The following is a 26,431-nucleotide window of genomic DNA, read 5'->3' on the forward strand; positions in this document are numbered from 1 at the left end:
GCCTGTGGCTTGCTGGACAGCGCCCGGGCCGGTCTGGAGCGGGAGCCTGAGCCGGTTTCGCTGCAGGACACCGGTTGCCCTGTCCGGTTCGCGACATTTCGCGCGCATTACACGCCTGCGGGGCGGCGCTCGCGCTGGTCCGCAACTTGCGTGTGCCCGTCCAGACGTTGGCTTTTGCGAAGGCGACCCCCATGGCGTTCACCTCTGTCTGTCCCACGAGTGCGGTGAGTGAGGGGGCCATGGGCCTCTTCCAGGTCGGTCGCAAGAGCGTACTGCTGGTGTGGCCCACGGGCGGCGAGCTGAAGGCCTATCGCGGGCGCTGCCCCCACGCCGACATGCCGCTGACCGACGCCACCTTCAACGGCAAGACCGTCACCTGCCCCATCCACGTATGGGGGTTCGACGGCACCAGCGGCAAGTGCGTGACCCACCTCGTGCGCAATGCGCTGCACCCCTATGAGGTGCGGGTGGAGGGCGACGAGATCCTGGTGGACGTGGGGCCGGTGAAGCCGGCGCGCGCGCCGGCCTGATCCCGCCGGCGGGGTGCTTTCCCCGCCGATCCGATCCGGCGGCGGGCCTCACGCCGCGGTTTCAGCTCCCGCAGCTGCGCCTCGCTCCCCGGTTTCTCTTCGCTCCGCCGGGGCATGCACCACCCCCAGAAGCTCCAGCACCTGGTCGCGCAGGGCCACGAACTGCGGGCTGGAGCGGTCACGCCGGGCCACCTCGGGCACATTGAGCACCGCCGCGATGCGCCCCGGCCGGGGATGCAGCACCACGATGCGATGGCCCAGATACACCGCCTCGTCCACATCGTGGGTGACGAGGATGGCGGTGGCCCCCTCGTTCGCCACGATTCGCTTCAACTCCTCCTGCAATCTCAGCCGCGTCAGCGCATCGAGCGCGCCCAGGGGCTCGTCCAGCAACAGGAAACGCGGCCGGTTAGCCAGCGCCCGGGCGATGGCGACGCGCTGCGCCATGCCGCCGGACAGCTGGGCCGGATAGGCCTTGGCGAAGGCTTCCAGCCCCACCAGTTCCAGATGCTCGGCCACGGCGCGCCGTCGCGCCGGCTTGTCGAGGCCGGAATGCAGCAGCGCCGCGCCCACATTGGCCTCCACCGTGAGCCACGGCAGCAGCCGGTGCTCCTGGAACACGATGGCGCGGTCGGCGCCTGGCCCGTTCACCGGCCGGTCGTCGAGGCGGATCTCGCCGGAATAGTCCCGGTCGAGGCCGAGGATCAGGCGCAGCAGGGTGGACTTGCCGCAGCCGGAGGCGCCCACCACGCTGACGAAGGCGCCGGCCTCCACGGTGAGATTGATGCCGGACAGCGCCTCGATGGGCCGGCCCTGCACCAGGAAGGTCTTGCTGACATTGCGGATGTCGAGGGCGGGATGGCGCGCCGCCGGCAGCGGGACGGAAGAAAGGGGCGCGGTCATCGCCCCTGCCACCGTACAAGGAGGGCTTCGGCGCGCTCGGCCAGCGTGTTGTAGGCGAGCCCCACCAGGCCGAACAACAGGATGGCGAGGAACAGAAGATCGATCTCGAACAATTGGCTGCCCTCGTTGAGCCGCCCGCCAAGGCCGGGGGCGATGTTGAGGAAGAGTTCGGAGCCCACGGTGGCAAGCCACGCATAGATGAGCGCGCCGTGCAGGCCGGTGAAGATCATGGGCAGCGCGCTCGGCACCGCCACGAGGCGAAAATAGGTCCAGCGGCTGAACAGCAGCACGTCCGACAATTCGCGATAGGTGGCGGGAACGAGGCTGATGCCCCGCCAGGTGCTCACCACCACCGGCTGGAACGCCGCCACCGCGATGAAGGCGATCTTGCCGGTGTCGGCGCCGCCGAACCACATGGACAGCAGAGGCACCCAGGCGAACAGCGCCGTCTGCCGCTGGGCCAGCACGGTCGGGCCGATGATCTTGCCAAGCCGGCCCGACAGGCCCAGCAGGCCGCCGATGGCAAGGCCGGCGGCAACCCCGATGGACAGCCCGGCGAGGTTGCGCCGCAACGTCTCCTTGAGATCGAACAGGATGGTGCCTTGGGTCACCTCCACGACGAGGCGATGGACCACGTCGAGGGGGGACGGCAGGTATTTGCGTTCCACCCAGCCGAAATGATGGGCGGCGAACCACAGCAGCAGCAGCGCGCCGAACGAGGCCCAGGGCCGCCAGTCGAGCCGCCTCAGGTCGAGGCTCCGGCCCAGCGCCCGGCCCCTGCCGCGCAGGGCCGTCGCGAGCCGCGAGGGGGCCGCGGGCGCGGCGTCGCCAAGGGCGCTTCGGGCGGCACCGGAGAGGGCGTCAATGGACATCGGCGGTCCCCTTCTTCCACGGCTGCGCCCGGCGCTCCACCGCCCGCAGCAGCAGGTCCATGGCAAGGCCGGCGATGGCCACCACGATCATGGCGACGATGACGAGATCGAGCTGGAACAGCTGGCGGCCCCACGTCATCAGGTAGCCGAGGCCCTCGAAGGAGGCGAACAGCTCGGCCAGCACCAAAGTCTGCCAGGCGTTGGCGAGGCCCTCGCGCAGCCCGGCGAAGATGGAGGGCACCGCCCCCGGCAGCACGATGAGGCGCAGGGTGTCGCGCGTATCGAACTGCAGCGCCTGCCCCAGCTCGCGGAAGGCGGGCGAGACCGCCTCGATGCCGCGCTCCGTGCCGAGGATGACGGGGATGGCCGCCGACCAGGCGATGACCACATATTTCAGCGGCTCGTCGATGCCCATGAACAAGGTGAGCAGCGGCATCCAGGCCAGAACGTTCACCCGCGCCACCGCCTGCACCGGCGGATAGAAGAAGGCGCGGAAGGTGGGCGACAGGCCGGCCGCCGCACCGAAGGCGAGCCCGCCCACCGCCCCGATGCCGAAGCCGATCAGCACCCGCTCGGTGGAGACCTTCAGATGGGTGGCGAGCGTGCCGTCGCTGGCGAGACCGAGGAAGGTCTCGAGGATCGCCTGGGGCGCCGGCAGGATCTGTTCCGGCAGCAGGCCGGCCCGCGCCGCCGCCCACCACAGGACCACCAGAAAAATGGGAAAGCCGAGCCCGAGCACGGCGGCCGGGATCGCGCGCGGCGGGCGGCGGCGGCCGGTTGACGGCCGCGCGGCCTCAGGGCGGGCCGACCCGTCGCGGGCGGACCTTGTGTCGAGGGTCTGTGTGAGGCTCATGTCGCTCCACCGGTGATGGCGTGGACGGGGCCGGGGCGCGACCTGCGTCCCCCCGGCCCCCGGATGAAACCAATATTCAGTTGGAGGCTTTCTGGTCGATCCGGCCGCGGGTCACGATCTTGCCCTTGGCGTCGTGGGTCGACCAGAAGTCCTCCAGGGCCAGATCCTTCAGGGCCTTGTCGAGATAGGTGCGGTCGAACCAGTGATCGATGTCCGGATCGCCCTTCAGCAGGCCGTAGTCCTTGGCGGCGGCGGCCTGTTCCTTGTAGCGGGCGACCACATAGTCATCGATCAGCGGATTGACGATGTGGGAGAGCCGCACGCCGTCGAAATTCGTCACGAAGGTTTGCTTGGGCAGGCCGGAGAGCGCCCAGGCCTCGAACGCCTCCTCGCGGTTTTCATCCAGCGAGATGAACCGGGCCGCCTTGATGAAGGTGGTGACCACGCGCTGGGTCAGCTCGGGATGCGCGGCGGCGAAGGTCTCGGTGACGAAGTAGGACGAGTTGCGCCCCAAGGTCGGATCGTCGTTCTTGGTGGTGTAGACGATCTTGACCACGCCCCGCGCCGCCAGCGGCAGATATTCCTGCCCACCGAACACCGCATCCACATTGCCGGAGCTCAAGGCCGCCACCGCGGCGTTGGCATCGAGATTGATGAAGCGCACGTCCTTCTCGGAGAGGCCATGCAGCGCCAGGATGCGGTCGGTGGCGTTCTGCAAATTGGTGCCCTTGAACAAAGCGACCTTGCGGCCCTTCACGTCCTCCACCTTGGCGATGTCGCTGTTGGCCGGCACCGCGAGGAAGATGGGATTGTTGCGCTGGGTGGCGAAGATGAACTTGTGCTTCAGCCCCCGCGCGCGACCGACGATGGCCGGCAGGTCGCCCAGCAGGAAGAAATCGAGCTGGCCGGAGGCCACCGATTCATTCAGCGCCGGCCCGGCGCCGCGGAAGAACGTCCATTCGATTTTCACGTCCTTGTCGTTGGCGAACTCCTTCTCGATCAGTTCGCGCGCCCGGGCATAGGTGGTGGGATCGCCGTGGGAGAAGGCCCGCTGCTCGGCGCCGACGCCGGGATGGCCGAAGCGGATCACGGTCTCGGCGGAAGCCGCTCCCGCGCACAGGGCGAGAAGCGCGGCGGCACCTGCCAGCGGGCGCAGAAGTGGACGCAGAAGACGAAGAATGGGGGACGACATGGGAACCTCGTCGGGATGCGGGCGCGGGGCGGCCGGGCGGATATCCCGGCCGCGTCGGGCGGGTGCGGGCTCAGGCGGCGCGGCCGACCTCGGCCTTGTCGTGGCGCGAGCGCAGGACGCTCGAACGGCCGTCCACGCTCACCGGCACCTCGCCGTCCACGGTCACGCGGCGCACGATGCGGTGCTGGTCGCCATAGTCGTTGACCGCGTAGTGCTGGGTGGCGCGGTTGTCCCAGATCGCAACGTCGCCGTGCCGCCAGCGCCAGCGCACGGTATTTTCCGGCGCGGTGATGTGGCTCTGGAACAGGTCGTAGAGCTTCTGGCTGTCGCCCTTGTTGAGGCCGATGAAGCGCTGCACGAAATTGCCGAGCACGAGGGTGCGCTCGCCGGTTTCGGGATGCACGCGCACCACGGGATGCTCGGTCTCGAACACGGTGCGGGTGAAGTTGCGGTCGAACTGCCGGCGGTCGTCGGCGGTGGCGTGGGGGCGCACGGCGGCATAGTCGTAGGCGTTGGAATGCAGCGCCCACAGGCTGTCGGCGAGCTGGCGCAGCGGCTCGGGCAGATGATCATAGGCGGCGGCGGTGTTGGACCACACCGTGTCGCCGCCGGCGGCGGGAATCAGCACGCCGCGCAGCACCGAGATCTTGGGATAGGCATCCACGAAGGTGACATCCGTGTGCCACTGGTCGGCACGGCCGGCGCCCTGCCCGCTGTCGCGCTCGCCGCTGCGGCGGGTGTCCAGCTCCAGCACCGAACTGGTGCCGGAAAGCGCGCCGATGGTGGGATGGGGAACCAGCCCGCCGAACCGTGCGCCGAACGCCTCCTGCGCGGCGTCGTCCAGATGCTCCTGGTCGCGGAAGAACAGCACCTTGTGCTTCAGCAGCAGGCGCTGGATCTCGTCGAACAGCGGCTGCGGCAGGTCGCCGGCGAGCCGCACGTTGCGGATCTCGACCCCGATGCGGCCGGAGAGCGGAACCACGTCGCTCTCGGGAAGGGTGGGCAGGCTGGTAACCGATGCGCTCATGGCAACCTCCTCGCGATGACCTGATGGCCTTTCCCAGGATCGGGGCAGGTTCCCGGATCGAGGGGGCTTTGGCGCCGTGCATTCGACGGGCGCCACAGCCGCGGCGGGAATATTTAGATTGATATTTTCAAGTTAGTCTATAAATTAAATAAACATTCAAATCCGGTTGTTTCACACCCTCGTTTCCACCCCTTCGTTCCACCCCCTCTTTGCCAAGCGAGTTGCGGCATGGGCACAGCCTCTTCCCCGTCGTCGGAAAGCCATCTGGATTGCGATGTCCTCGTGCTCGGCGGCGGGCCGGCGGGCACCTGGGCAGCCCTTGAAGCGGCGAAATCCGGGGCCCGCGTCATCCTCGCGGACAAGGGCTTCTGCGGCACCTCGGGGGCGACCGCGCCCTCCGGCACCTCGGTGTGGTACGTGCCGCCGGATCCGGAGCGCCGGCACGCCGCCATCGTCAGCCGCGAGGCGCTGGGCGGCCATCTCGCCGACCGGGCGTGGTCGGCCCGGGTGCTGGATGCCACCTACGACGCCCTCAACCACCTGGGCGAGCGCGGCTATCCCTTCCCGCTGGAAGAGGCCGGCGCGCCCATCCGCGTGTCCCTGCAGGGGCCGGAATACATGCGGCTCATGCGCAAGCTGGCGAAGAGCGCTGGCGTGCGCATCCTCGATCACAGCCCGGCTCTGGAACTGCTGGTGGATGGCGGCGGGGCGGTGGCGGGGGCGCGGGGCATCCGCCGCCAGCAGGGCGACGGCTGGCGGGTGCATGCCGGCGCGGTGGTGATCGCCACCGGCGGCTGCGCCTTCCTCTCCCGCGCGCTGGGGTGCACCGCCCTCACCGGCGACGGCCACCTCATGGCGGCGGAAGCGGGGGCGGACTTCTCGGGCATGGAATTCTCCAATGCCTATGCCATCGCCGCGGCCTTCTCGTCGGTCACCAAGACGCTGTTCTACAAGTGGGCCACCTTCACCGACGCGGGCGGCGACGAGATTCCCGGCGCCGCGTCCAACGGCGGGCGCTCAGTGATCGCGCGGCACCTGCAGACCGGGCCGGTGTTCGCCCGGCTCGACCGCGCCGATGATGCCATGCGGCAGAGCATGCGCTCGGCCCAGCCCAATTTCTTCCTGCCCTTCGATCGCATGGGCATCGATCCCTTCACCCAGCGCTTCCCAGTCACCCTCCATCTGGAGGGCACGGTGCGCGGCACCGGCGGATTGCGGATCGTGGACGAGACCTGCGCCACCGGCGTCCCCGGCCTCTATGCCGCCGGCGACGCCGCGACGCGCGAACTGATCTGCGGCGGCTTCACCGGCGGCGGCAGCCACAATGCCGCCTGGGCCATCTCCTCCGGCCGCTGGGCGGGACGTGCGGCCGCAGACCATGGCCGCCGCGCGCACACGAGCGCTGCGCGGCAGGGCGCCGGCACCGTGGGGCTGCGGGATGCCGGCGCCCGCCCCTTCGACCCCGCCGAGGCGGCCCGCACCGTGCTCGCCGAGGTCCACCCCTTCGAGCGCAATTATTTCCGCACCGAGGCCGGGCTCGGCGCCGCCCTCGACCGGCTCGACCGGCAGTGGGAGGGCCTGCGCGCCGCCGCTGCCGCCGACCGCGACGGCGTGCTGCGCACCCGCGAGGCCGCGGCCATGACCGCCGTGGCCCGCTGGATGTACCGAAGCGCCCTCGCCCGCACCGAGAGCCGGGGCATGCACCGCCGCATGGAGCATGCCGGGGCGGACCCGGCGCAGCGGCATTACCTCACATCGGGCGGGCTCGACGCCGTGTTCGTCTCGCGCCGCCCGGCCCCGGCGCTGGCCACCAATGCCGCGGAGATCGCCGCATGATCGAGATCGTCAGCCCGTCCCGCTGCACCGCCTGCAACATCTGCGTCAGCGCCTGCCCCACCAATGTGTTCGACAAGACGCCCGGCGCCCCGCCGGTGATCGCCCGGCCGGACGATTGCCAGACCTGCTTCATGTGCGAGCTGTATTGCCCGGAGGACGCGCTCTACGTGTCGCCCAAGACCGGCGGCTGGCAGGGCATCAGCGAGGACGACCTTGTCGCCTCGGGCGCGCTCGGCAGCTATCGCGCCGCCATCGGCTGGACCCCCGGCACCGCCGAGCTGCGGCGCGTGGACACCATGCACCGCGTGCTCAAGGGCGGGTGACGGGGGCACCGCCCCACTGCTGCCATCGCTCCCTCTCAGGCAAGGCGCGCGCTGCTGTCACTCCTTCTCCCGTAAGGGTAGCGCTGCTTCTCCGCTCTCCCACGTGCGGGTCAAGTCCCGCCCCGCCCCCTCTCCCGCTTGCGGGGGAGGGTTGGGGAGGGGGCACGGCGGCGGGAGTTGGGAACGGTGGAGCCGCCCCGAACTGCCGCTTCATGCCCATTCAGCGTGCCAGCGGTGAGAGCGCTGCCCCCACCCTGCCCTCCCCCGCAAGCGGGAGAGGGTTGCCACCGTGCCCGGGAGCAGCAGGAGCCTTTCGCCAATCCTCAATCCCCGCCGAGAGTGATCCGGCCCGTGCTCGCCACCTCGGCCTCGCCCACCCGGCGGGCTTCCAGTTGCTTGGCCGACGGCTCCGGCCGCACCATGTGGAAGCGGACCACCTTGGCCGGGCGTCCCCCCTCAGCCGGCGCGCTGACCAACAGATCGGCGCCTTCCGTGGTGCTGGTGGTGGCGACGCTCAGGCCGCGCCCGCCCACCCCGAACGGCTGGAGCGACGCCATCTCGCCGAAGGCGACCTGAGGATGCGCGGCGGCGCTGTGGAGGTACATGACCGGCCCGCCATCCAGCGCCGAGCCGCTGGAGAACACCTTCACCGCCCCGCCGTCGAGCTGGCCCACCACGATCCGCTCGGCACCGCCCAGAACCCCAGCCAGCCAGCCGGTGGCCAGCGAGACGCCGCCCTTGTAATCGTCGCCGAAGGGCGAAAACTCGGCGGTGGTCACCGGCTCGAACCGGTCCACATTGCCCCGGCAGATGTCGCCGAAGGGCGCGAGGGCGGCCGGGATTGGCGTCGCCGACGCGGGCGGTGACAGGGCCACCGGCGTCGCCGCACCGATGGGCGACAGCAGCGGGAAGGCGAACACCTTCACCCGCGCCGGCGCGCCGGGACCGGGCGCGGTCACGATGCTCTGCCGGCCGGTGGCAAAATCCACGAAGCCGGTGCCGAGGGTGACGCCGGAGCGGTCGTCGCCATAGGGGCTGAAGGAGGAGAACAGCGCCGGCGCCCAGCCCAGCGGCAGCAGGGTGGAGCGGAACACCTTCACCTCGCTGCGCGCGCCGGGACCCGAGCCGGCGATGATGTTGTCGGCTGCCGTCCCGTCGATCTGGGCGACAGCGACACTGACGCCCCCGGTGGCACCCGCATCGAACGCGCGGAAGCGGGCCAGCTCCTTGGTGAAGGGCGCCGCGCCCGGCCCTGCCCCACCCTTGCCCGCCCCACCGGAGAACACGGCCACCTCCGGTGCGCGACCGGCACCCGCGCCCACCACGAGGTCGTAGACGCCGTCGCCATCCACGTCGCCCATGGCGACGCTCACCGTGCCCTCGAAGCCTTGGAAGGGCGTGACGGTCGCGACAAGGCGGTCGCCATTGTTGTCGAGCACGCGGACGCTCGCCGCCCGCCCCGGCCCGCCGGGAATGGCGACCGCGTAGGTGGAGACGGCGGGGATGATGTTCACCAGCGCCATCAGGCCGTTGTCCTCATGGTTGAGGCGGTGGCAGTGCATGACGAACAGGCCGGCATAGTCCAGGAACCGCGTGCGGATGGAGAGGGTGCCGGGCTGGATCACGCTCTCCTGCGGGCCGAGGTTCGGCGCCGGCACATTGACGTTGTCGAGGCCCTGCATCAGCGGGCCGAGGGTCAAATCCACGGTGGGGTCGGACATGGCGACGAGCTGGAAATCGTTCACATGGACGTGGATGGGATGCTCGTCGTTGTTGACGTTGCTGAAGGCCCACTCCTCCACCGAGCCGAGGCGCGGCTGGATCAGCGGGACGTTCGGGAATGCGCCGCTGTCGAAGGCATAGATGAAGGTCTTAGGGTCGTCCTTGCTGGCAAGATCATTGAGGAAGCCGCCATTGATGAGGATGCGGCGGGTCAGATCCGGCGTCAGCTTGGAGAGGTCGTCGAACGGCGCGCCGGCCACCAGCTGCTCGCCCTCCCGGAACGCCGTGGTGGTGCCCTTCGTGGCGTCCTTCGTGGCGTTCTGGCCCCCGTCCGGCACCGCCCGCGCCAGCACCTGGGTGGGGAAGAAGAAGAAGCCGTCGAAATAGCTCACTGCCGAGGGCGCCACGCTGAGGGTGCCGAGCACGGCGGGCGGATTGTCGGTGCCGTTGGCGGTGTAGAGGATGCCGGGCGCATTCTGCGTCCGCGCGCCACCGCCCAGCGGCGGCATCTCCAGCACCAGGTCTCCGGTCTCCGGCATGGTCACGGCGATGGCGAAGCGCGACGCTGGCGGGATGAGCAGGCGCGTGCCGTCCTCGTCATCGGGAAACCGCACCACCGGGCTCGGGTTGCCGTCCTGCCCCACGATGGCGATCTTCGGGTGGCGCCCCGTCGCCGTCTCGGTGAGGCGCAGGTTCATGTAGGCGATGTCGCTGATGTTGGAGAGCACCCAGATCTCGGTCTGCCCCGCCTTGGTGCGGAGCGTCGGCTGGAACTGCCCGTTCACGGTGAACTGCACGTCGCGCAGGTGGTCGGGCTGGGCCGGGTCGGCGGGCACGTTGCCGGCGCTGCCGGCGGCGGCGGTGAAGCTTTGCAGGCTGTTCGGAATGAACTGGAAGCGCCCGCGCATGTTGTTGATGGACAAGGGCCCGGCGTACCACACGGTGGCGAACTGCGTGCCGGGCTTGGCCTTGGTGAAGTTCACCGGCGCCAGCACGGGGCGATAGGTGCCGGCGGCAAGCGCGCCGGGCGCGGGCGGCTCCAGCGTGCTGACGAATTGCGGCCAGTTGGCATTGTTGAACTGCGGCGTAGGCCCCTGCCGGTCGAACACGAAATTATATTGCAGCGCCATGTTGCGGATGGGGATGGCCTGCCGCGTCACCACCGGCAAATTGCCGTCCGCCCGCCCGATGGTGAGCAGGCCCGCCAGGCCGAAATAGACATGGGCGGCGGTGAGCGTGTGCAGGTGCGGGTGATACCAGTAGGCGCCCTGCGGATGGTCGGCGGGGATGCGGTAGACATAGGTGTTCGCGGTGCCCGCCGGCATGTGCAGCAGCACATTGTCCGAATTGCCCCTGGGGCTCACGTGCAGGCCGTGGGTGTGCAGGTTGATGGGCGATTCCGAAAGCGGCGCGGGATGGAGCGGCACGGCGGCGCCCCGCGCGGCATAGTTGGGATCGTAGAAATCGCGGACGGTGAGGTCCTTCAGTCCATTCTCCAGATGGATCACCAGGGTCTCGCCCGGGGCCACCTGCAATGTGGGCGCGGGATAGACATCGCTCGCCGAGGCGGTGCCGTCGGAGGCCGTGCCCTGCACCAGGGTGTAGCCGAACAAAAGCGCGTTCTTCACCGGAACGGCTGAGGTATCGAGGCGGGCGGCGCCCTGATGCGCGGTGAGCCGCACTTCGAGCACGCCGTCCTTGCTGGCGAGGGTCACCGGCTCGCGGAAGGCGGGGGCGGCGCGGCCCTGCGCCTCGGCCGGCGTTTGCGCCTGCGCGGTGGCGCCGATGACGCAAAAGGCGAGGAGAAGCCAGCGCGAATGCCGGCGTGTGCCGTTGACCGTTCCCATGAGATTCCCCCCGACCGATTTGTATTTTGTGCGACCATAGCAGCACTTGCGGCCGCAGGTGCAATGATCCGCCAAGCGATTACGGGCGATGGGGGCGATCTGCGCTTCACGGTGCCGTGCAGGACGCCGATCACGTCACGCGGGCCACGTCACGCGGGTCACCTTGGCGCGGGTCACTTGGCGCGCGCGGTCCCGTTCTTGCAACCCGCACGGCATGGATCTCACACGAGACAGTCCGAGCTGTAACCATGACACATCCCATGCCCCACCCCGGCCGCGCCGGCCGCACCATCGCCTGCCCCACCTGCGACGCACTCACCCCCCTTTCCTCCGGTGAGGATGCCAAGGCCGCATGCTGCGCCGCCTGCGGGGGAAAGCTCTTCACCGGCCGCCCCATGGCACTGACCGCCGCGCGCTTCGATGCCCATACCGGGCAGAGCGACGTGCCGCTGGTGATCGACTTCTGGGCCGACTGGTGCGGGCCGTGCAAGACCATGGCCCCGGTGTTCGAGGCGCTGGCCGCCGAGTTCGAGCCCCACATCCGCTTCGCCAAGGTGGACACCGACGCCGAGCGAGAGCTGGCCACTTATTTCCGGATCAGCTCCATCCCCACCCTCAGCTTCATCCATGACCACCGCGAGGTCGCCCGCGTGGCCGGCGCCATGTTCGCCGGCGACCTGCGCCGCTGGCTCTACGACGCCCTGTCCCAGACTGAGGACAAGGAGACGGCAGCGCCGGAGCCTGAACCGGAAACGCCCTGAACCTCGGGGCAGGAGGACAGGCAGGCGCGCGCAGGCGCGTGGGTGCCGCGTCGTCAGCGGCACTGTCGGCGACGCGACGGCGGCCCGGCGGCTCCCGTCGGCCCTCGTGTTGCCATTTCCGGCGTTGCCAATATCCTGCCGCTCCGCCCGAGTTGTGACATGGTTGAACCCGACATCCTCTTCACCCGCATCCTTGAGTTCATGCAGGGCGGGGCTCTCGCCCTCGACCGGCGGGGCCACGTGCGGGCCTTCAATCCGGCGGCGGAGCGCATGCTCGGCCTGTCGCCGGCGCGGGCCGGCGAAAGCCCCTTCGCAACCGTGCTGTTCGACGATCCGGCCAATGACGATTTCGCCCAGGCGTTGCTGGACGCCGTCTACGACGCCGACACCTGCCACAGCCGCGACATCGCCTATTATCGCGACGGCCAGCGCGCCTGGTTCAACATGATCACCTCCACCCTGTGGTCGCAGCCCACGCACGACGACCCGGCCCGCAAGGTGGGGGTGGTGGCGCTGTTCATCGACATCACCGAACGCAAGATCGCCACCGCCGAGCTGCGCCGCGCCAATGAGGAGCTGGAACGGCGGGTGCAGGAGCGCACCCAACAGCTGGCCGAGGCCAATCTCAAGCTCCAGCGCGAAATTGCCGAGCGCGTGCGGGCGCAGGAGCAGATCGCCCACCTCGCCGAGCACGACGTGCTCACCACACTGCCGAACCGGCGGCGCTTCGAGCGGCGCCTCGCCGCCGCCGTCGAGGCGGGCGGGCCGTTCGCCGTGCTCTATCTCGATCTCGACGGGTTCAAGGCCATCAACGACACCCACGGCCACGACACCGGCGACGGCCTGCTGCAGGGTGTGGCCAACCGGCTGAAGGCCTGCCTGCGCGAGGGCGACACGCTGGCGCGGCTCGGGGGCGACGAGTTCGCGGTCATCCTGAAATCCGTTCGCACGGAAGCGGAGGCGGAACCGGTGGTGGCGCGGATCATCGACCATGTGGGCGCCCCCTATGGGGCCGATGGCGATCCCGAGCTGAAGATCAGCGTCAGCGTCGGCATAGCGCTCTATCCGCAGACCGGGCGCACCCCGCGCGCCCTGCTCCAGGCCGCAGACCGGGCCATGTACGAAGCCAAGCGCGGCAGCCGGCAGCCGGTGCGCCCGCCGGCGCCGGACAGCAAGGAGGTCTAGGCGGGCTTTCCACGGCGGAAAGACCGGCGGTCGGCAGGGACCGGCCGCCGCTACGCCATCCCGCCCGGGCGGGATGGCGGCACTCCCCCGCCCAAGGCTCAACCCCGCGCTCCTGCGCCGTCCGGCGGAGCGGCTGAGGTCACTTGCCGGTGCCGGTCTCCGGTGCTGGCTTGGGCTGGACCGGGGCCGTCGGGGCATTGCCCGTCGGCTTGCTGCGTCCGTCTGTTGCGGGATGGGTGAGCCCGAGCTGCACATCGCGGAACTGGTGACGTTGCTTCTCCCGATAGCCCTTCGGCACCGGATCGAGCGCCAGCGCCGGCGATGCCGCCAGTGCGATGAGCGCCAGCGCGCACCAGGGCGCGACGCGACGCCGGAACGTGGTGTTGGTCATGGTGGGCTCCTGCCTCAGGGGGTGGTGAATTTCGCCTGGCCCGACTTGCCCGCCGCCGTCTTGATGAGCAGCGTGGCGGCCGTGCCCTTGGCGATGGCGGCCGGGGCCTTGCCGGCCAGCGTCTGGCCGGCGGGGGCGAGCGGAACGGTCTTCCTGTCGTTGCCGGACACCAGCAGCACCGAGCCGGTGAAGCCGCCCGTGTCCACGGGCTTTCCGGCCTCGTCGAAGACATGGACGTTGAGCGTCTCGCCGGAGACGACCAGCTCGGCGTGGACCCCGGCGAGGTCTTCCATGGGGCCGCCGTTGGGACCCTTCTGGGCGCCGTGGGCATGCTGCGCGAGGGCGGGGCCGGCGACGACGAGGCTCGCGGCGACGAGGAGAGGTTTCAGCACGTTCTGTTCTCCGGTCTTGGGGGCTAGGAAGCAGGGCCGTCCGCCACCGCGACGGGCAGCGCGGCGGGCCTGGTCTCGCGCCGGAACAGCGAGCGGGTGTATTGCAGGCCCGGCAGGCCGCCCATGGCGGTCTCGATGGGAAAGGTGATGCGCTGCTCGGTCTCCAGCGGTGAGAGGCCGGGCGCGGAAGTGTTGATCTGCGCCTGCACGTTGGTGATGTCGGGCACCGCATCGATGGGCAGGCGGGTGAAGTTCCACGCCCCGACGGCACCGACGGCGAGGCAGGCCATCACCACCAGCCAGCGCTGGCGGATGGAGAAGGCGAGGATGGCGACGGCGTCGCCGGCCTGGACACGGTTCTGCAGCAGGGGCGCCAACCGCTGGATGGCTGTCACCTGGGTTTCCAGAACCTGCGCGCGCTGCTGCGCCCCGAGCACGGCGGCGAAGGCGGACGCGGTTTCCGCCAGCACCTGGAGGCGGATCGCCTCCCGCTCCCAGCGGGCGACGCCGACCCCGGCGCCGGCGGCGGCCATGCGGGCCTCGCGCTTACCGCCCAGCTCCACCAATTGGCTGATCTGGAGGGGCTGCTCGGCGAGATCGAGCCCCTGGTAGGAGCCCGAGCCCGCCGCATTGTCCACCTCGAGGGAGAGGTTGGGGTTGGGCAGCGCGCCGGCCTGGGTGTTGCGCCCCGCCGCCATGCCGATGTCGCGCTCCGCCGCGGTGAGGCGCGGATTGGCGACAAGGGCGCTGGCGAGGGCGCTTGTGAGGGTCAGCGGACGGGCGGTTTCGGCGCGCGTCTGCGACGCGTGAAGCAGCGCGAGCGCTCCCCCAAGCGCAAGCGCGAGGGCACGAGGCGACATGATCTGATCCAAAGTCTGATAGCGGATCGCCGACGCGAGGCGTCAGCGCGCGAGCAGAAGGTTCAGATCAGGCGGGCGGGCAGGACCACGGGGGTGGAGCGCAGCCGCTGGGCCGTGCCTGCGGCCGGGGCATCGGGCACCGCCATGGCGCAGCCGTGGCAGTCATGGTCCGAGGCAGGCTGGGGCTGGGCCGGGTCATGCGCGGCGCCGAACACCTTGGCATCCGCGGCGGCGAGGGAGGGGTCGGCAATGGATGCCTCGACGGGCGACAGGTCGATGCTTGACACATCGGCGCTCGCCAGCGCGACGGAGGTCCCGGCCAGCTCTTCCAGGGCGCCGTCCACGTCGTAGACGTGATGCTCTTCCATCGCGCTTGCGAACGACCCGGCCACGAGGCTCGCCACCAGGCACGCCACCACGACGACCGAAACGGCGCGGCGGAACACCGGACCGGTGATCGACAGGAGGACTTTTGCCAGTGCGCGAAGCATGGGCCATGAGAGAGCCCAATGAGAGACCCCAAGAGCCGCGATGTGTCAAGTCTTTCACAACCGCTGCGTCATCGCGCCGGAAAAGCTTGGGAGAGCGCCTGAAACTCAGCTGTTCTCAATATTTTCACGGTGGCCGTTATGAAATTGACAGTGTCCGTGATCGGAAAGCGTCTCGATCACCCTGCACTGTGCCACGTGGCCATGGGCGCAGCCGTCCACCATGCGCTGAAGTTCTGCTTCCAGCGCCCTGAGAGCGGCGATGCGGCTGCGCACCTCGATCAGCCGCGCGCTGGCGATCTCGTCCGCCGCCGCGCACGACTGCTCGGGCCGGTCCTGCAGCGTCAGCAGGGTGCGGATGGCCTCGATGTCGAAGCCCAGCTCGCGCGCGTGGCGGATGAAGGCCAGCCGCTGCAGGTGGGTGGCGCTGTAGAGCCGGCGGTTGCCCTCGGTGCGCGGCAGCGCCGGCATCAGGCCGATCTCCTCATAGAAGCGGATGGTGGGCACCTTCACCCCGCTTAAGCGCGCCGCCGCGCCGATGGGCAGCAGATCGGGAAAATTTTCGGACGATGAGTGCGACATGGGACGCGACATTGGGGCTTGCTCCTCTAGTGACTAGAGCATCTAGGATCCGCAGCGTGACGCAAAGAAAGGCCGCATCATGACCGCCCCTCTCGTTCAAAGCCGGTTCCGGGTAACCGGGATGGACTGCGCCTCCTGCGCCGCGAAGATCGAGGGCACCACGCTGCGCATCGCCGGCGTCGCGGAAGCGGAGGTCTCGGTGGCGGCCGGCACGCTGGTGATCCGCCACGCCCCGGATGCCGACCTTGCCCCCCTCGCCGGACGCCTTTCCCCCATGGGCTACGCCCTCACCCCGCTCGCATCCGGCGGCGGGCAGCGCAAGGCGCACGACCATGGCGACCATGCGGGACATGACCACGCGGGGCACGATCATTCCGGCCACGACCATGCGGGCCACGATCACGCAGATCACGACCACGCCGAAGCCGGCGGCCATGATCATGGCGCTGCCCCCGCCGCCGACGGCAGCTGGTGGTCCACCGGCAAGGCGCGCCTCACCCTTTTGAGCGGCCTCGCCTTGGTGGCGGCCTTCGGCGTCGGCACCTTCGTCCCGGCGGTGCAATCCTGGCTCTATCTTGCCGCCATGCTGGTGGGCCTCGTGCCCATCGCCCGCCGCGCCATCGCGGCGGCGGCCAATGGCATGCCCTTCACCATCGAGATGCTGATGACCATCGCGGCGGCGGGCGCCGTCATCATCGGCGCGGCCGAGGAAGCGGCGGCGGTGGTGTTCCTGTTCCTGGTGGGCGAACTGCTGGAAGGCGTCGCCGCCGGCCGGGCGCGCGCCAGCATCCGCGCGCTCTCGGCACTGGTGCCCAAGACCGCATTGGTGGAGCGCGGCGGCGCCACCATCGAGGTGCCCGCCGCCAGCCTCGTCGTGGGCGAGGTGATCCTGGTGCGGCCCGGCGACCGGATTTCCGCGGACGGCCTCATCGTCGCCGGCGAGAGCGGCATCGACGAAAGCCCGGTGACCGGCGAGAGCGTGCCGGTGCGCAAGGGGCCCGACGCCACCGTCTTCGCCGGCACCGTGAACGGGGAGGCGGCGCTGCGGGTGCGCGTCACCGCCACCGCCGAGGACAACACCATCGCCCGGGTGGTGAAGCTGGTGGAGGAGGCGCAGGAAAAGCGCGCGCCCACCGAGCGGCTCATCGATCGCTTCTCGCGCTATTACACCCCCGGCGTGGTGGTGGTGGCGGCGCTGGTGGCGGTCATCCCGCCGCTGCTGCTCGGCGGGGCGTGGGATGCCTGGATCTACAAGGGTCTTGCCATCCTCCTCATCGGCTGCCCCTGCGCGCTGGTGATCTCGACGCCCGCCGCCATCGCCGCCGGCCTCTCCGCCGGGGCGCGGCGCGGGCTGCTGCTGAAGGGCGGCGCCGTGCTGGAAACGGCGGGCAAGGTCACCACCGTCTGCTTCGACAAGACCGGCACCCTCACGCAGGGCCGCCCGCAGGTGACGGACGTGATCGCCTTCGCCCAGCCGGAAGCCGAGGTGCTGCGCCTCGCGGCGGCGCTGGAGACGGGTTCGAGCCACCCTCTCGCCAAGGCCATCCTTGACCGGGCGGCGGCGGACGCCATCGCCATTCCCCCGGCCGAAGCGGCGCAGGCGCTGGGCGGCAAGGGCGTGTCGGCGCAGGTGGAGGGGCGCGAGGTGTTCCTCGGCTCGCCCCAGGCCGCCGCCGCGCGCGCGCCTTTGACACAGGCGCAGGCCGACCAGATCGCGGCGCTGAACGACGCCGGCAAGACCGTCTCCCTGCTGGTGGCCGACGGCGCCATCGCCGGGGCCATCGCCATGCGCGACGAGCCCCGCCCCGACGCCCCCGCGGGCCTTGCCGCGCTAAAGCGGGAGGGCATCCGCACGCTGATGCTCACCGGCGACAACAGGCGCACAGCGGAGGCTATCGGCCAGCAGCTGGGCATCGAGGTGCGCGCCGAGCTGCTGCCGCAGGACAAGCTGCGGATCGTCGGCGAGCTGCAGCAAGAGGGCGCGGTGGTGGCCAAGGTGGGCGACGGCATCAACGACGCCCCGGCGCTGGCCGCCGCCGACATCGGCATCGCCATGGGCGGCGGCACCGACGTGGCGCTGGAAACGGCGGACGCCGCAGCCCTCCATGGCCGGGTGAAGGACGTTGCCTCCATGATCGCCCTGTCCCGGCGCACCATGGGCAACATCCACCAGAACATCGCCATTTCCCTTGGGCTGAAGGCGGTGTTCCTCGTCACCACCATCGCCGGCATCACCGGGCTGTGGCCGGCGATTTTGGCGGACACCGGCGCCACCGTGCTGGTGACCCTGAACGCCCTGCGGCTGCTGCGCGTGCGGCTGGAGTGACGACGCCAGCCGGGCCTATCGGGCGCCGTCCGCCGGGCGGTGGCGCAGCGCCTCCACCAGCACCGCGAACGCCGCGGAGGGCTGGCGGCGGCTGGGAAAGTAAAGGTGGTAGCCCGCAAACCTCGGGCACCAGTCCTCAAGCACCCGCACCAGCCGCCCATCCGCGATCTCGGCCGCGACCTGGTCCTCCATCACGAAGCCCAGCCCGAAGCCTGCCGTGGCGGCGCGGACGATCATGGCGATATTATCGAAGGCGAGCTGGCCCTCGACCCGCACGCGGACTTCGCGTCCGTCCCGCTCCAGCTCCCAGGCATAGAGGGCGCCGGAGCTGAGGAGGCGCAGGTTGATGCAATTGTGCTCGGCGAGGTCCTGCGGCGTCCGAGGCATGGGGTGCGCCGCGAAATAGGCCGGCGCGCCGACCACGGCCATGCGCAGGTCCGGCCCGATGCGTACCGCCACCATGTCCTTGGCCAGCGCCTCCCCCAGCCGCACGCCGGCATCGAAGCGGCCGGCGACGATATCGGTGAAGCTGGAATCGATGCTCAGCTCCACGTGAATGTCCGGATGGTCCGGCAGCAGGCGTTCCAGCGCCGGCCAGATCAGGGTGCGGGCGGCATGCTCGGCGGTGGTGATGCGGATGGTGCCCGCCGGCCTCGAACGCAGCTCGGCCAGCGCGGTCAGCTCCGAGCCGATGCTCTCCAGCGCCGGCCGGAGCGTGCCGAGCAGCCGCTCGCCCGCCTGCGTGGGCGCGACATTGCGCGTGGTCCGGGTCAGCAGTCGCACGCCCACCCGCGCCTCGAGCCGGCGGATGGTGTGGCTCAGCGCCGACTGGGAGGTGCCCAGCCGGGCGGCGGCGCGGGTGAAGCTGCGCTCCTCGGCCACTGCGAGGAAGGCATTGAGATCGACCAGATCCTCGCGCTGCATTCATGAATCCAGAACATGAGTTCATGCAGATCTTAGCGGCTAATCCATGGATGGCCCACGCCCTATTTTCATGGACGCACCGGGCACCCGTTCCCGAACCCATTGGACGAGCCCACTGGAGACGACAATGAAAACACGCACGCTGGGCAACAGTGGGCTTGAGGTTTCGGCCTTGGGCTTCGGCTGCATGGGCCTCAACTTCAGCTATGGCCACGCCCTGGACACCAAGGACGCCATCGCCCTCATCCGCCAGGCGGTGGAGCGCGGGGTGACCTTCTTCGACACCGCCGAGGTCTATGGTCCCTTCACCAATGAGGAGATCGTCGGCGCGGCGCTGGCGCCGGTGCGCGAGCGGGTGGTGATCGCCACCAAGTTCGGCTTCGCCATCGACCCGCAAACCGGCAAGCAGACCGGCATGGACAGCCGCCCCGAGCACATCCGCGCGGTCTGCGAGGCCTCGCTTAAGCGGCTGGGCGTGGAGGTCATCGACCTGTTCTACCAGCATCGCGTGGACCCCAACGTGCCCATCGAGGACGTGGCCGGCGCAGTCAAGGACCTGATCGCGCAAGGCAAGGTGAAGCATTTCGGCCTGTCCGAGCCCGGCGCGCAGACGGTGCGCCGCGCCCATGCGGTGCAGCCCGTCACGGCGCTGCAGAACGAATATTCCCTGTGGACGCGCGGGCCGGAGAGCAACGGCATCCTTCAGGCGTGCGCGGAGCTGGGCATCGGCCTCGTCGCCTACAGCCCCCTCGGCAAGGGCTTCCTCACCGGGGCCATGGGCCGGGACACCAAGCTCGCGGAGGGGGATTTCCGTAGCATCCTGCCGCGCTTCACGCCGCAGGCCATGGCGAAGAACCAGGCGCTGGTGGACCTGCTGAAGCGCATCGCCGCCGGAAAGCAGGCGACGCCGGCGCAGGTCGCGCTGGCCTGGCTTCTGGCGCAGAAGCCCTGGATCGTGCCCATCCCCGGCACCACCAAGCTCAACCGGCTGGAGGAGAACCTCGGCGCTGCCGACATCACCCTTTCGCCCGCCGACCTCGCCGACATTGAACAGGCGGCGGCCGGGATCCATGTGGAGGGGGAGCGTTATCCCGAGCAGCTCATGGCCACCATCGGCCGCTGAGAGAGTGCCTCAAAGCGTGACCGGTCGGGCTCTCGCTGACCATTGAGGTGCTTAGCAGCGTCATGGCCGGGCTTGTGCCCGAAGTCGGCCGATGCCGACTTCCGCCTCCGAGAAGCGGAACCCGCAAACATGCGGGTTCCGGCCATCCACGCGGAGAAGCTGGGAATGACTTTCGTAGGCTTTCCCGAGCGGTTCGGCGTGGATGCCTGGAACTCGGGTATTCCCGAGTTCCAGCTCGTGAGAACCGAAGTCGGCAACGGCCGACTTCGGGCACAAGCCCGGGCATGACGGTGGGGTTGCTGCACTGACTGCCCTGAATTTTCAAACGGGCTCCGAGCTGCCTGATACCAACGAAAACCGGAGAACGAGCATGTCCGACAACATCGCAGGCAAGGTCGTCGTCATCACTGGCGCCAGCAGCGGCCTCGGCGCGGCGACCGCCCGGCATCTGGCGGCAGCGGGCGCGAAACTCGTGCTCGGCGCCCGCCGGCTCGACCGCCTTCAGGCGCTGGCCACCGAACTCGATCTCGGCCCGGACGCCGCCGTCGAGACCGATGTCACCGACCCGGCGCAGGTGAAGCGCCTGGTGGACGGGGCGGTGGCGGCGCACGGGCGCATCGACGTGCTGCTCAACAATGCCGGCCTGATGCCGCAATCGCCCCTCGAACGCGGCCGGGTGGACGAGTGGGACCGGATGATCGACGTGAACATCAAGGGCGTGCTCTACGGCATCGCCGCCGCGCTGCCCCACATGAAGGCGCAGAAGAGCGGCCACATCATCAACGTCTCCTCGGTGGCGGGCCACAAGGTGCGTCCGGGCAGCTCCGTCTATGCCGCCACCAAGGCCGCCGTGCGCATGCTCTCCGAAGGGCTGCGGCAGGAGGTGAAGCCCTACAACATCCGCACCACCATCATCTCCCCCGGCGCGGTGGAGAGCGAACTGCCGCAGAGCGTCTCCGAGCCCGACGTGGCCAAGGCCATCGCCGACTTCTACGCGGCCTATGCCATCCCCGCCGAGAGCTTCGCCCGGGTGGTGGCCTTCGCCATCAGCCAGCCCGAGGAGGTGGACATCAACGAGATCCTGTTCCGCCCCACCGCGCAGGAGCTGTGAAGCCGAGGGGCCGGCACGGGAGGCGGGCCTCAGCCCCCTCCCCCCTCAGTCCTGCGGCCGCCTGCCCTCCAGCCCCAGCACCGCTTCCAGCCGGTCCAGCACATGGCGCACCGCCTGGGTGACGTCCGGCCCGAGGGCCGCGCACAGGCGGGCCTCGAAGGCGCTCATGTCGGGCACGATGGCGCGGTAGGTGGTGACGCCCAGCGGGGTGAGGCTCAGGAATTCCTCCCGCCGGTCCACCGGGTTTTCCGCCCGCGACAGCCAGCGCCGTTCCTCCAGCCCCTGCACCGCCCGGCTCACCTTGGTCTTGTGGAGCCGGGCATGGCGGCCCACCTCCCGCGCCGTGCTGCGGGGTGATTGGGCGAGCGTCGCCAGCACCCGCCATTCGGGGATGGTGAGGCCGAACTTGCGGCCGTAGACCTCCCGCAACTGCTCCGAAACCGCGGCGGCAACGCGGTTGAGCCGGTAGGGGAGGAAACGTTCGAGGTCGAGGGTGCTGTCGAGCGTGGTCATGGCTTGTTAGTTACATTTTCAACTGTCATGGTCGCAACCAAATTCGGAGGACGCCATGAACAGTCTGCCCCAACCCCGCCTCACTGGCGCGCCGGTGCGCCAGAGCGCGCTCGTGCCCGGCTACATGTCCGGCTTCGGCAATTCGTTCGAAACCGAGGCGCTGGAGGGCACCTTGCCCATCGGCCGCAATTCGCCGCAGAAGATCAACTACGGGCTTTATGCCGAGCAGCTTTCCGGCTCTCCCTTCACCGCGCCGCAGGCGGTGAACGAGCGGTCCTGGCTCTACCGCATCCGCCCCACGGTGAAGCATTCGGGCCACTACCGGCGGGTGGACAGGGGCCTCATCCGCACCGCCCCCATGGCCCGCGACGAGAGCGAGCTGACGCTGGGCCAGTACCGCTGGAGCGCCATTCCGCTGCCGCAGGACAAGCGCACCTTCCTCACCGGCCTTGCCACCCTCACCACCGCAGGGGACGCCGACGGCCAGAGCGGCATGGCGGCCCACATGGCCTTCGTCACGGCGTCCATGGAGAACGAATACTTTTTCAACGCGGACGGGGAATTGCTGGTGGTGGCGCAGCAGGGCGCCTTGCGGTTCCGCACCGAGTTCGGCGTCATCGACATCGCGCCCGGCGAGATCTGCCTGATCCCGCGCGGCGTCATCTTCAAGGTGGAGCTGATCGACGGGCCGGCCCGCGCCTATGTCTGCGAGAATTACGGCGCCACCTTCACCCTGCCGGATCGTGGCCCCATCGGCGCCAACTGCCTTGCCAACCCGCGCGATTTCCTCACCCCGGTGGCCGCCTACGAGGACAGGGAGGAGCCCTCGCAGCTGTTCGTGAAGTGGGGCGGCGAATTGTTCGTCACCGACATCGGCCAGTCGCCCCTCGACGTGGTGGCCTGGCACGGCAATTACGCGCCCTACAAGTATGACCTCACCACCTTCTCCCCGGTGGGAGCGCTGATGTTCGACCATCCGGACCCGTCCATCTTCACCGTGCTCACCTCGCCCTCGGGCACGCCGGGCACGGCGAACATCGACTTCGTCATCTTCCCGGAGCGATGGATGGTGGCGGAGAATACGTTCCGGCCGCCGTGGTATCACCGCAACATCATGTCCGAATTCATGGGGCTCATCTACGGCGTCTACGACGCCAAGCCGGAAGGCTTCGAGCCCGGCGGCTTCTCCCTGCACAACCTGATGCTGCCCCACGGCCCGGACGAGCAGGCCTTCGAGCATGCCTCGACCGGCGAGCTGAAGCCGGTGAAGCTGGAGAACACGCTGGCCTTCATGTTCGAGACCCGCGTGGCCCAGCGCGTCACCGCCTATGCAGCCGGCGTGCCGCAGCTGCAGGCCGATTATGTGGACTGCTGGGCGGGCCTGAAGAAGCGCTTCGACCCGACCCGCAAGGATGCGTGGTGAGGCTTGGCCTTCCGCATCTGACCTTGCGCCGGCGCCGGTGATGCATCCCGGCGCGGCCTCCCTCCTTGCTCCACTGCCCGGACCTCTCCCATGATCGACGCGACCCACGATCCCGCCCGCACCAGCTGGGTGGCCTCGGCCAACGGCCACACCGATTTCCCCATCCAGAACCTGCCCTTCGGCATCTTCAGCCCGCCCGGCGGGCAGCCGCGCGGGGGCGTCGCCATCGGCGACGAGATCCTGGACCTCAAAGCGGCGCTGGAGCTGGGCCTGTTCGAGGGGACCGCCAAGGACGCGGCGCAGGCTGCGGCAGGCGCCACCCTCAACGCCCTGTTCGCCCTCGGCACCGCGCCGCGCGCCGCGCTGCGCGCCCGTCTCGTTCGGCTTCTGGATGCCAATGGTGCAGAGCGGGCTACCGTGGAGCCCCACGCCGGCCGGCTGCTGCATCGCGCGGCGGACTGCACGCTGCACCTGCCCGCCGCCATCGGCGATTACACGGATTTCTACGCCGGCATCTCCCACGCCACCAATGTGGGCAAGCTGTTCCGGCCGGATAACCCGCTGCTGCCCAACTATAAATACGTGCCCATCGGCTATCACGGGCGGGCCTCCTCCATCCGCCACTCGGGCTTCGACGTGCGCCGTCCCAACGGCCAGCGCAAGCGCCCGGACGAGGCGGAGCCGACCTTCGGGCCGAGCCGCAACCTCGACTATGAGCTGGAGCTGGGCATCTTCGTCGGGCCGGGCAACGCCCTGGGCGAGCCGGTCTCCATCCATGGGGCGAGCGAGCACATCGCCGGCTTCTGCCTGCTCAACGACTGGTCGGCCCGCGACATCCAGGGCTGGGAATACCAGCCGCTGGGCCCGTTCCTCGCCAAGAACTTCATCACCACCGTGTCGCCCTGGGTGGTGACGCCGGAGGCGCTGGCGCCCTTCCGCATCCCCCAGCCCGCCCGGCCGGAAGGCGACCCCACCCCCCTGCCCTATCTGCTCGACGCCGCCGACCAGGCGCAGGGCGCCCTCGACATCACCCTGGAAGTACTCATCGAGACGCCGGGGCTGAAGGAGAAGGGCCTGCCGTCCCATCGCCTGTCGCGCGGCTCCTCAAGCGACCTCTACTGGACCGCCGCCCAGTTCGTGGCGCACCACACCTCCGGCGGCTGCAACCTTGCGCCCGGCGACCTCATGGGCACCGGCACCATCTCCGGCCCCACGCCGGACAGTTACGGCAGCCTTTTGGAACTGTCCCAGGGCGGCAAGGCGCCCCTTACCCTCGCCTCCGGCGAAACCCGGCGCTTTCTGGAGGATGGCGACACGGTGATCATCACCGGGCGTGCCACGCGCGAGGGCTTCGTCTCCATCGGCTTCGGCGCCTGCCGGGGCACCATCCTGCCGGCGCACGGGTGAGCGCCGTGCGGCTCTACACCTACTGGCGCTCCACCTCGGCCTACCGGGTGCGCATCGCCCTCGCCCTGAAGGGCATCGCGGCGGAACAGGTGCCGGTGCATCTGGTGCGCAATGGCGGCGAGCAGCATGCCCCGGCCTATGCCGCCCTCAACCCGCAGGAGCGCCTGCCGACCCTGGTGCTGGACGACGGCACGGTGCTCACCCAGTCCCCCTCCATCCTCGAATATCTGGAGGAGGCCTATCCGGAACCGGTGCTGCTGCCGGCGACGGCGGTGGCGCGGGCGAAGGTGCGCGCGGTGGCGGCGCTCATCGGCTGCGACATCCATCCCCTCAACAATGTGTCGCCCCTCACCATGCTGCGCCGCGAGCTGAAGCAGGACGAGACGGCCGTCTCCGCCTGGATCGCCCGCTGGATCACGGATGGCTTCCACGCCGTGGAGCAGCTGATCGGCGAGGAGGGCTATTGCTTCGGCCATGAGCCCGGCCTTGCCGACCTCTACCTGATCCCGCAGCTCTATTCCGCCCGCCGCTTCAACGTTCCGCTGGAGGCCTATCCCCGCATCCTGCGGGTAGAGGCGCTGGCGGCGACCCATCCCGCCTTCATCGCCGCCCACCCCGCCCGGCAGGCGGATGCGGAGGGGTAGGCGCCCGCATTCGCCCGCGCCGGGCACCGCCTCTACCTGACCGAAGCGAACCGGAACGCACGGCCATCCCGGGCCGGAAACCCCGAGCGCCGGGGTTATCCCCGCCGGCGAGTTGCCATCGCGGCAGCGCCTCTCTAGTGTCCCGCGCGCCTGCGGCGCTGCCGCCCGGCCGGCCCACCACCGGGACGACCGGGCCGCACAGCCGCCGGAAATGGCCTTGCGAGCACATGATGATTGATCCCGCCCTTCCCGCCCACATGCGGCCCGACCGTTCCTTCCAGGCCCTGCTGCTGACCCTCCAGCGCTTCTGGGCGGACCAGGGCTGCGTGGTCCTCCAGCCCTACGACATGGAAGTGGGCGCCGGCACCTTCCACCCGGCCACCACCCTGCGGGCGCTGGGGCCGAAGCACTGGAAGGCGGCCTATGTGCAGCCCTCCCGCCGCCCCAAGGACGGCCGCTATGGCGAGAACCCCAACCGCCTGCAGCATTATTACCAGTTCCAGGTGATCCTGAAGCCGTCCCCGGACAACCTTCAGGAGCTGTACCTGAAGTCGCTTCAGGCCATCGGCGTGGATCTGGGCCTGCACGACGTGCGCTTCGTGGAGGACGACTGGGAGAGCCCGACGCTGGGCGCCTGGGGCCTCGGCTGGGAATGCTGGTGCGACGGCATGGAGGTGTCGCAGTTCACCTACTTCCAGCAGGTGGCCGGCATCGAGTGCGCGCCCGTCTCCGGCGAGCTGACCTACGGGCTTGAGCGCCTCGCCATGTATGTGCAGGGGGTCGAGAACGTCTACGACCTCAATTTCAACGGCCGCGAGGGCGACGAGAAGATCAGCTACGGCGACGTGTTCCATCAGGCCGAGCAGGAATATTCGCGGCACAATTTCGAGGCCGCCGACACCGAGATGCTGCTGGAGCAGTTCCGCATGGCCGAGAAGGCCTGCCACAAGTACCTCGCCTTCGGCGACAAGGGCGAGAAGCACGAGATGGCGCTGCCGGCCTATGACCAGTGCATCAAGGCCTCCCACGTCTTCAACCTGCTCGACGCGCGCGGCGTGATCTCGGTGACCGAGCGGCAGAGCTACATCCTGCGGGTGCGCGAGCTGGCCAAGGCCTGCGGCGCCGCCTGGCTCAAGACGGTGGCCGGCGGGGCGGCCTGACGGCCCCTCCCCCGCTTCCGGCCCCCTTCATCGCCC

The 26,431-nt window shown here is 69.7% G+C and carries 24 protein-coding genes and 2 pseudogenes; 12 read left to right on the forward strand and 14 right to left on the reverse strand.

Annotated elements, in window-relative coordinates:
• Window positions 1-191 precede the first annotated feature (191 nt).
• Window positions 192-530: a Rieske 2Fe-2S domain-containing protein gene (locus FZ033_RS02955; protein WP_149574687.1), complete on the forward strand. Its 339-nt coding sequence runs from the start codon at window positions 192-194 to the stop codon at window positions 528-530.
• Between the two features lie 48 nt (window positions 531-578).
• Here the strand turns inward: FZ033_RS02955 and FZ033_RS02960 are convergent, their stop codons facing one another.
• From FZ033_RS02960 to FZ033_RS02980, 5 genes are all read right to left on the reverse strand, one after another.
• Entirely contained in the window at window positions 579-1,433 is an 855-nt protein-coding gene (locus tag FZ033_RS02960) for an ABC transporter ATP-binding protein (RefSeq protein WP_149574688.1), read from the reverse strand.
• The gene (locus FZ033_RS02965; protein WP_149574689.1) at window positions 1,430-2,305 is read right to left on the reverse strand and encodes an ABC transporter permease; all 876 of its coding nucleotides are present in this window, start codon (window positions 2,303-2,305) and stop codon (window positions 1,430-1,432) included. The genes FZ033_RS02960 and FZ033_RS02965 overlap by 4 nt, the downstream gene beginning before the upstream one ends.
• Window positions 2,295-3,158: an ABC transporter permease gene (locus tag FZ033_RS02970; RefSeq protein ID WP_149574690.1), complete on the reverse strand. Its 864-nt coding sequence runs from the start codon at window positions 3,156-3,158 to the stop codon at window positions 2,295-2,297. Before FZ033_RS02970 ends, FZ033_RS02965 begins: the two co-directional genes overlap by 11 nt.
• A gap of 76 nt (window positions 3,159-3,234) precedes the next feature.
• Complete coding sequence (locus FZ033_RS02975; protein ID WP_149574691.1) at window positions 3,235-4,350, reverse strand: ABC transporter substrate-binding protein; 1,116 nt, start codon at window positions 4,348-4,350, stop codon at window positions 3,235-3,237.
• Window positions 4,351-4,420: 70 nt separating this feature from the next.
• Window positions 4,421-5,377, reverse strand: a complete 957-nt coding sequence (locus FZ033_RS02980) for a TauD/TfdA dioxygenase family protein (RefSeq protein ID WP_149574692.1) — start codon at window positions 5,375-5,377, stop codon at window positions 4,421-4,423.
• A 228-nt stretch (window positions 5,378-5,605) separates the two neighbouring features.
• On the opposite strand from FZ033_RS02980, the gene FZ033_RS02985 reads away from it, so the two are divergent.
• Together FZ033_RS02985 and FZ033_RS02990 are read left to right on the forward strand one after the other, a co-directional pair.
• Window positions 5,606-7,213 carry an FAD-dependent oxidoreductase gene (locus FZ033_RS02985; RefSeq protein ID WP_149574693.1) on the forward strand — a complete coding sequence of 536 codons (1,608 nt, stop codon included), beginning with the start codon at window positions 5,606-5,608 and terminating at the stop codon, window positions 7,211-7,213.
• A complete protein-coding gene (locus FZ033_RS02990) occupies window positions 7,210-7,536 on the forward strand; it encodes a 4Fe-4S dicluster domain-containing protein (protein ID WP_149574694.1) in 327 nt (108 codons plus the stop codon). Before FZ033_RS02985 ends, FZ033_RS02990 begins: the two co-directional genes overlap by 4 nt.
• Before the next feature lie 323 nt (window positions 7,537-7,859).
• On the opposite strand, the gene FZ033_RS02995 is transcribed toward FZ033_RS02990, so the two are convergent.
• Complete coding sequence (locus FZ033_RS02995; RefSeq protein ID WP_149574695.1) at window positions 7,860-11,105, reverse strand: multicopper oxidase domain-containing protein; 3,246 nt, start codon at window positions 11,103-11,105, stop codon at window positions 7,860-7,862.
• A 248-nt stretch (window positions 11,106-11,353) separates the two neighbouring features.
• Between FZ033_RS02995 and trxA the strand changes: the two genes are divergently transcribed.
• Window positions 11,354-11,866 (forward strand): thioredoxin, encoded by a 513-nt coding sequence (gene trxA, locus FZ033_RS03000; RefSeq protein ID WP_269149849.1) that lies wholly within the window; start codon window positions 11,354-11,356, stop codon window positions 11,864-11,866.
• Between the two features lie 159 nt (window positions 11,867-12,025).
• Complete coding sequence (locus FZ033_RS03005) at window positions 12,026-13,051, forward strand: GGDEF domain-containing protein (protein ID WP_149574696.1); 1,026 nt, start codon at window positions 12,026-12,028, stop codon at window positions 13,049-13,051.
• A 139-nt stretch (window positions 13,052-13,190) separates the two neighbouring features.
• Here FZ033_RS03005 and FZ033_RS03010 read toward each other — a convergent pair whose 3' ends face one another.
• The 6 genes and pseudogenes from FZ033_RS03010 to FZ033_RS03035 form a co-directional block, all read right to left on the reverse strand.
• Window positions 13,191-13,442, reverse strand: a complete 252-nt coding sequence (locus FZ033_RS03010) for a hypothetical protein (RefSeq protein WP_149574697.1) — start codon at window positions 13,440-13,442, stop codon at window positions 13,191-13,193.
• A gap of 14 nt (window positions 13,443-13,456) precedes the next feature.
• The gene (locus FZ033_RS03015; RefSeq protein WP_149574698.1) at window positions 13,457-13,834 is read right to left on the reverse strand and encodes a hypothetical protein; all 378 of its coding nucleotides are present in this window, start codon (window positions 13,832-13,834) and stop codon (window positions 13,457-13,459) included.
• Window positions 13,835-13,914: 80 nt separating this feature from the next.
• Window positions 13,915-14,199 (reverse strand): annotated as a pseudogene (locus FZ033_RS03020) (efflux RND transporter permease subunit); the annotation flags it as partial.
• Window positions 14,182-14,694, reverse strand: a pseudogene (locus FZ033_RS03025) (TolC family protein); the annotation flags it as partial. The pseudogenes FZ033_RS03025 and FZ033_RS03020, both read right to left, overlap by 18 nt.
• A 62-nt stretch (window positions 14,695-14,756) precedes the next feature.
• Complete coding sequence (locus FZ033_RS03030) at window positions 14,757-15,185, reverse strand: hypothetical protein (protein ID WP_149574699.1); 429 nt, start codon at window positions 15,183-15,185, stop codon at window positions 14,757-14,759.
• A gap of 105 nt (window positions 15,186-15,290) precedes the next feature.
• Window positions 15,291-15,764 (reverse strand): MerR family transcriptional regulator, encoded by a 474-nt coding sequence (locus tag FZ033_RS03035; RefSeq protein ID WP_149575043.1) that lies wholly within the window; start codon window positions 15,762-15,764, stop codon window positions 15,291-15,293.
• Window positions 15,765-15,843: 79 nt separating this feature from the next.
• Between FZ033_RS03035 and FZ033_RS03040 the strand changes: the two genes are divergently transcribed.
• Window positions 15,844-18,090 (forward strand): heavy metal translocating P-type ATPase, encoded by a 2,247-nt coding sequence (locus FZ033_RS03040; protein ID WP_149574700.1) that lies wholly within the window; start codon window positions 15,844-15,846, stop codon window positions 18,088-18,090.
• 15 nt (window positions 18,091-18,105) lie between these two features.
• Here the strand turns inward: FZ033_RS03040 and FZ033_RS03045 are convergent, their stop codons facing one another.
• Window positions 18,106-19,014 carry a LysR family transcriptional regulator gene (locus tag FZ033_RS03045; protein ID WP_149574701.1) on the reverse strand — a complete coding sequence of 303 codons (909 nt, stop codon included), beginning with the start codon at window positions 19,012-19,014 and terminating at the stop codon, window positions 18,106-18,108.
• A gap of 127 nt (window positions 19,015-19,141) precedes the next feature.
• Between FZ033_RS03045 and FZ033_RS03050 the strand changes: the two genes are divergently transcribed.
• Both FZ033_RS03050 and FZ033_RS03055 read left to right on the forward strand, forming a co-directional pair.
• Window positions 19,142-20,137, forward strand: a complete 996-nt coding sequence (locus tag FZ033_RS03050) for an aldo/keto reductase (protein ID WP_149574702.1) — start codon at window positions 19,142-19,144, stop codon at window positions 20,135-20,137.
• A 370-nt stretch (window positions 20,138-20,507) separates the two neighbouring features.
• Window positions 20,508-21,248, forward strand: a complete 741-nt coding sequence (locus FZ033_RS03055) for an SDR family oxidoreductase (protein ID WP_149574703.1) — start codon at window positions 20,508-20,510, stop codon at window positions 21,246-21,248.
• Between the two features lie 45 nt (window positions 21,249-21,293).
• On the opposite strand, the gene FZ033_RS03060 is transcribed toward FZ033_RS03055, so the two are convergent.
• Window positions 21,294-21,761, reverse strand: a complete 468-nt coding sequence (locus FZ033_RS03060) for a MarR family winged helix-turn-helix transcriptional regulator (protein WP_149574704.1) — start codon at window positions 21,759-21,761, stop codon at window positions 21,294-21,296.
• Between the two features lie 55 nt (window positions 21,762-21,816).
• Between FZ033_RS03060 and hmgA the strand changes: the two genes are divergently transcribed.
• The 4 genes from hmgA to FZ033_RS03080 all read left to right on the forward strand — a co-directional run bounded on the left by hmgA (window position 21,817) and on the right by FZ033_RS03080 (window position 26,395).
• Window positions 21,817-23,184 (forward strand): homogentisate 1,2-dioxygenase, encoded by a 1,368-nt coding sequence (hmgA, locus tag FZ033_RS03065; protein WP_149574705.1) that lies wholly within the window; start codon window positions 21,817-21,819, stop codon window positions 23,182-23,184.
• Between the two features lie 90 nt (window positions 23,185-23,274).
• A complete protein-coding gene (fahA, locus tag FZ033_RS03070; protein WP_149574706.1) occupies window positions 23,275-24,591 on the forward strand; it encodes a fumarylacetoacetase in 1,317 nt (438 codons plus the stop codon).
• Between the two features lie 5 nt (window positions 24,592-24,596).
• The gene (maiA, locus tag FZ033_RS03075) at window positions 24,597-25,235 is read left to right on the forward strand and encodes a maleylacetoacetate isomerase (protein ID WP_149574707.1); all 639 of its coding nucleotides are present in this window, start codon (window positions 24,597-24,599) and stop codon (window positions 25,233-25,235) included.
• Window positions 25,236-25,468: 233 nt separating this feature from the next.
• Window positions 25,469-26,395 carry a glycine--tRNA ligase subunit alpha gene (locus tag FZ033_RS03080; protein WP_188079311.1) on the forward strand — a complete coding sequence of 309 codons (927 nt, stop codon included), beginning with the start codon at window positions 25,469-25,471 and terminating at the stop codon, window positions 26,393-26,395.
• The last annotated feature ends 36 nt before the right edge of the window (window positions 26,396-26,431 follow it).

Origin of the sequence: Xanthobacter oligotrophicus (assembly GCF_008364685.1) — a bacterium.
GTDB classification, from domain to species: Bacteria; Pseudomonadota; Alphaproteobacteria; order Rhizobiales; family Xanthobacteraceae; genus Xanthobacter; species Xanthobacter oligotrophicus.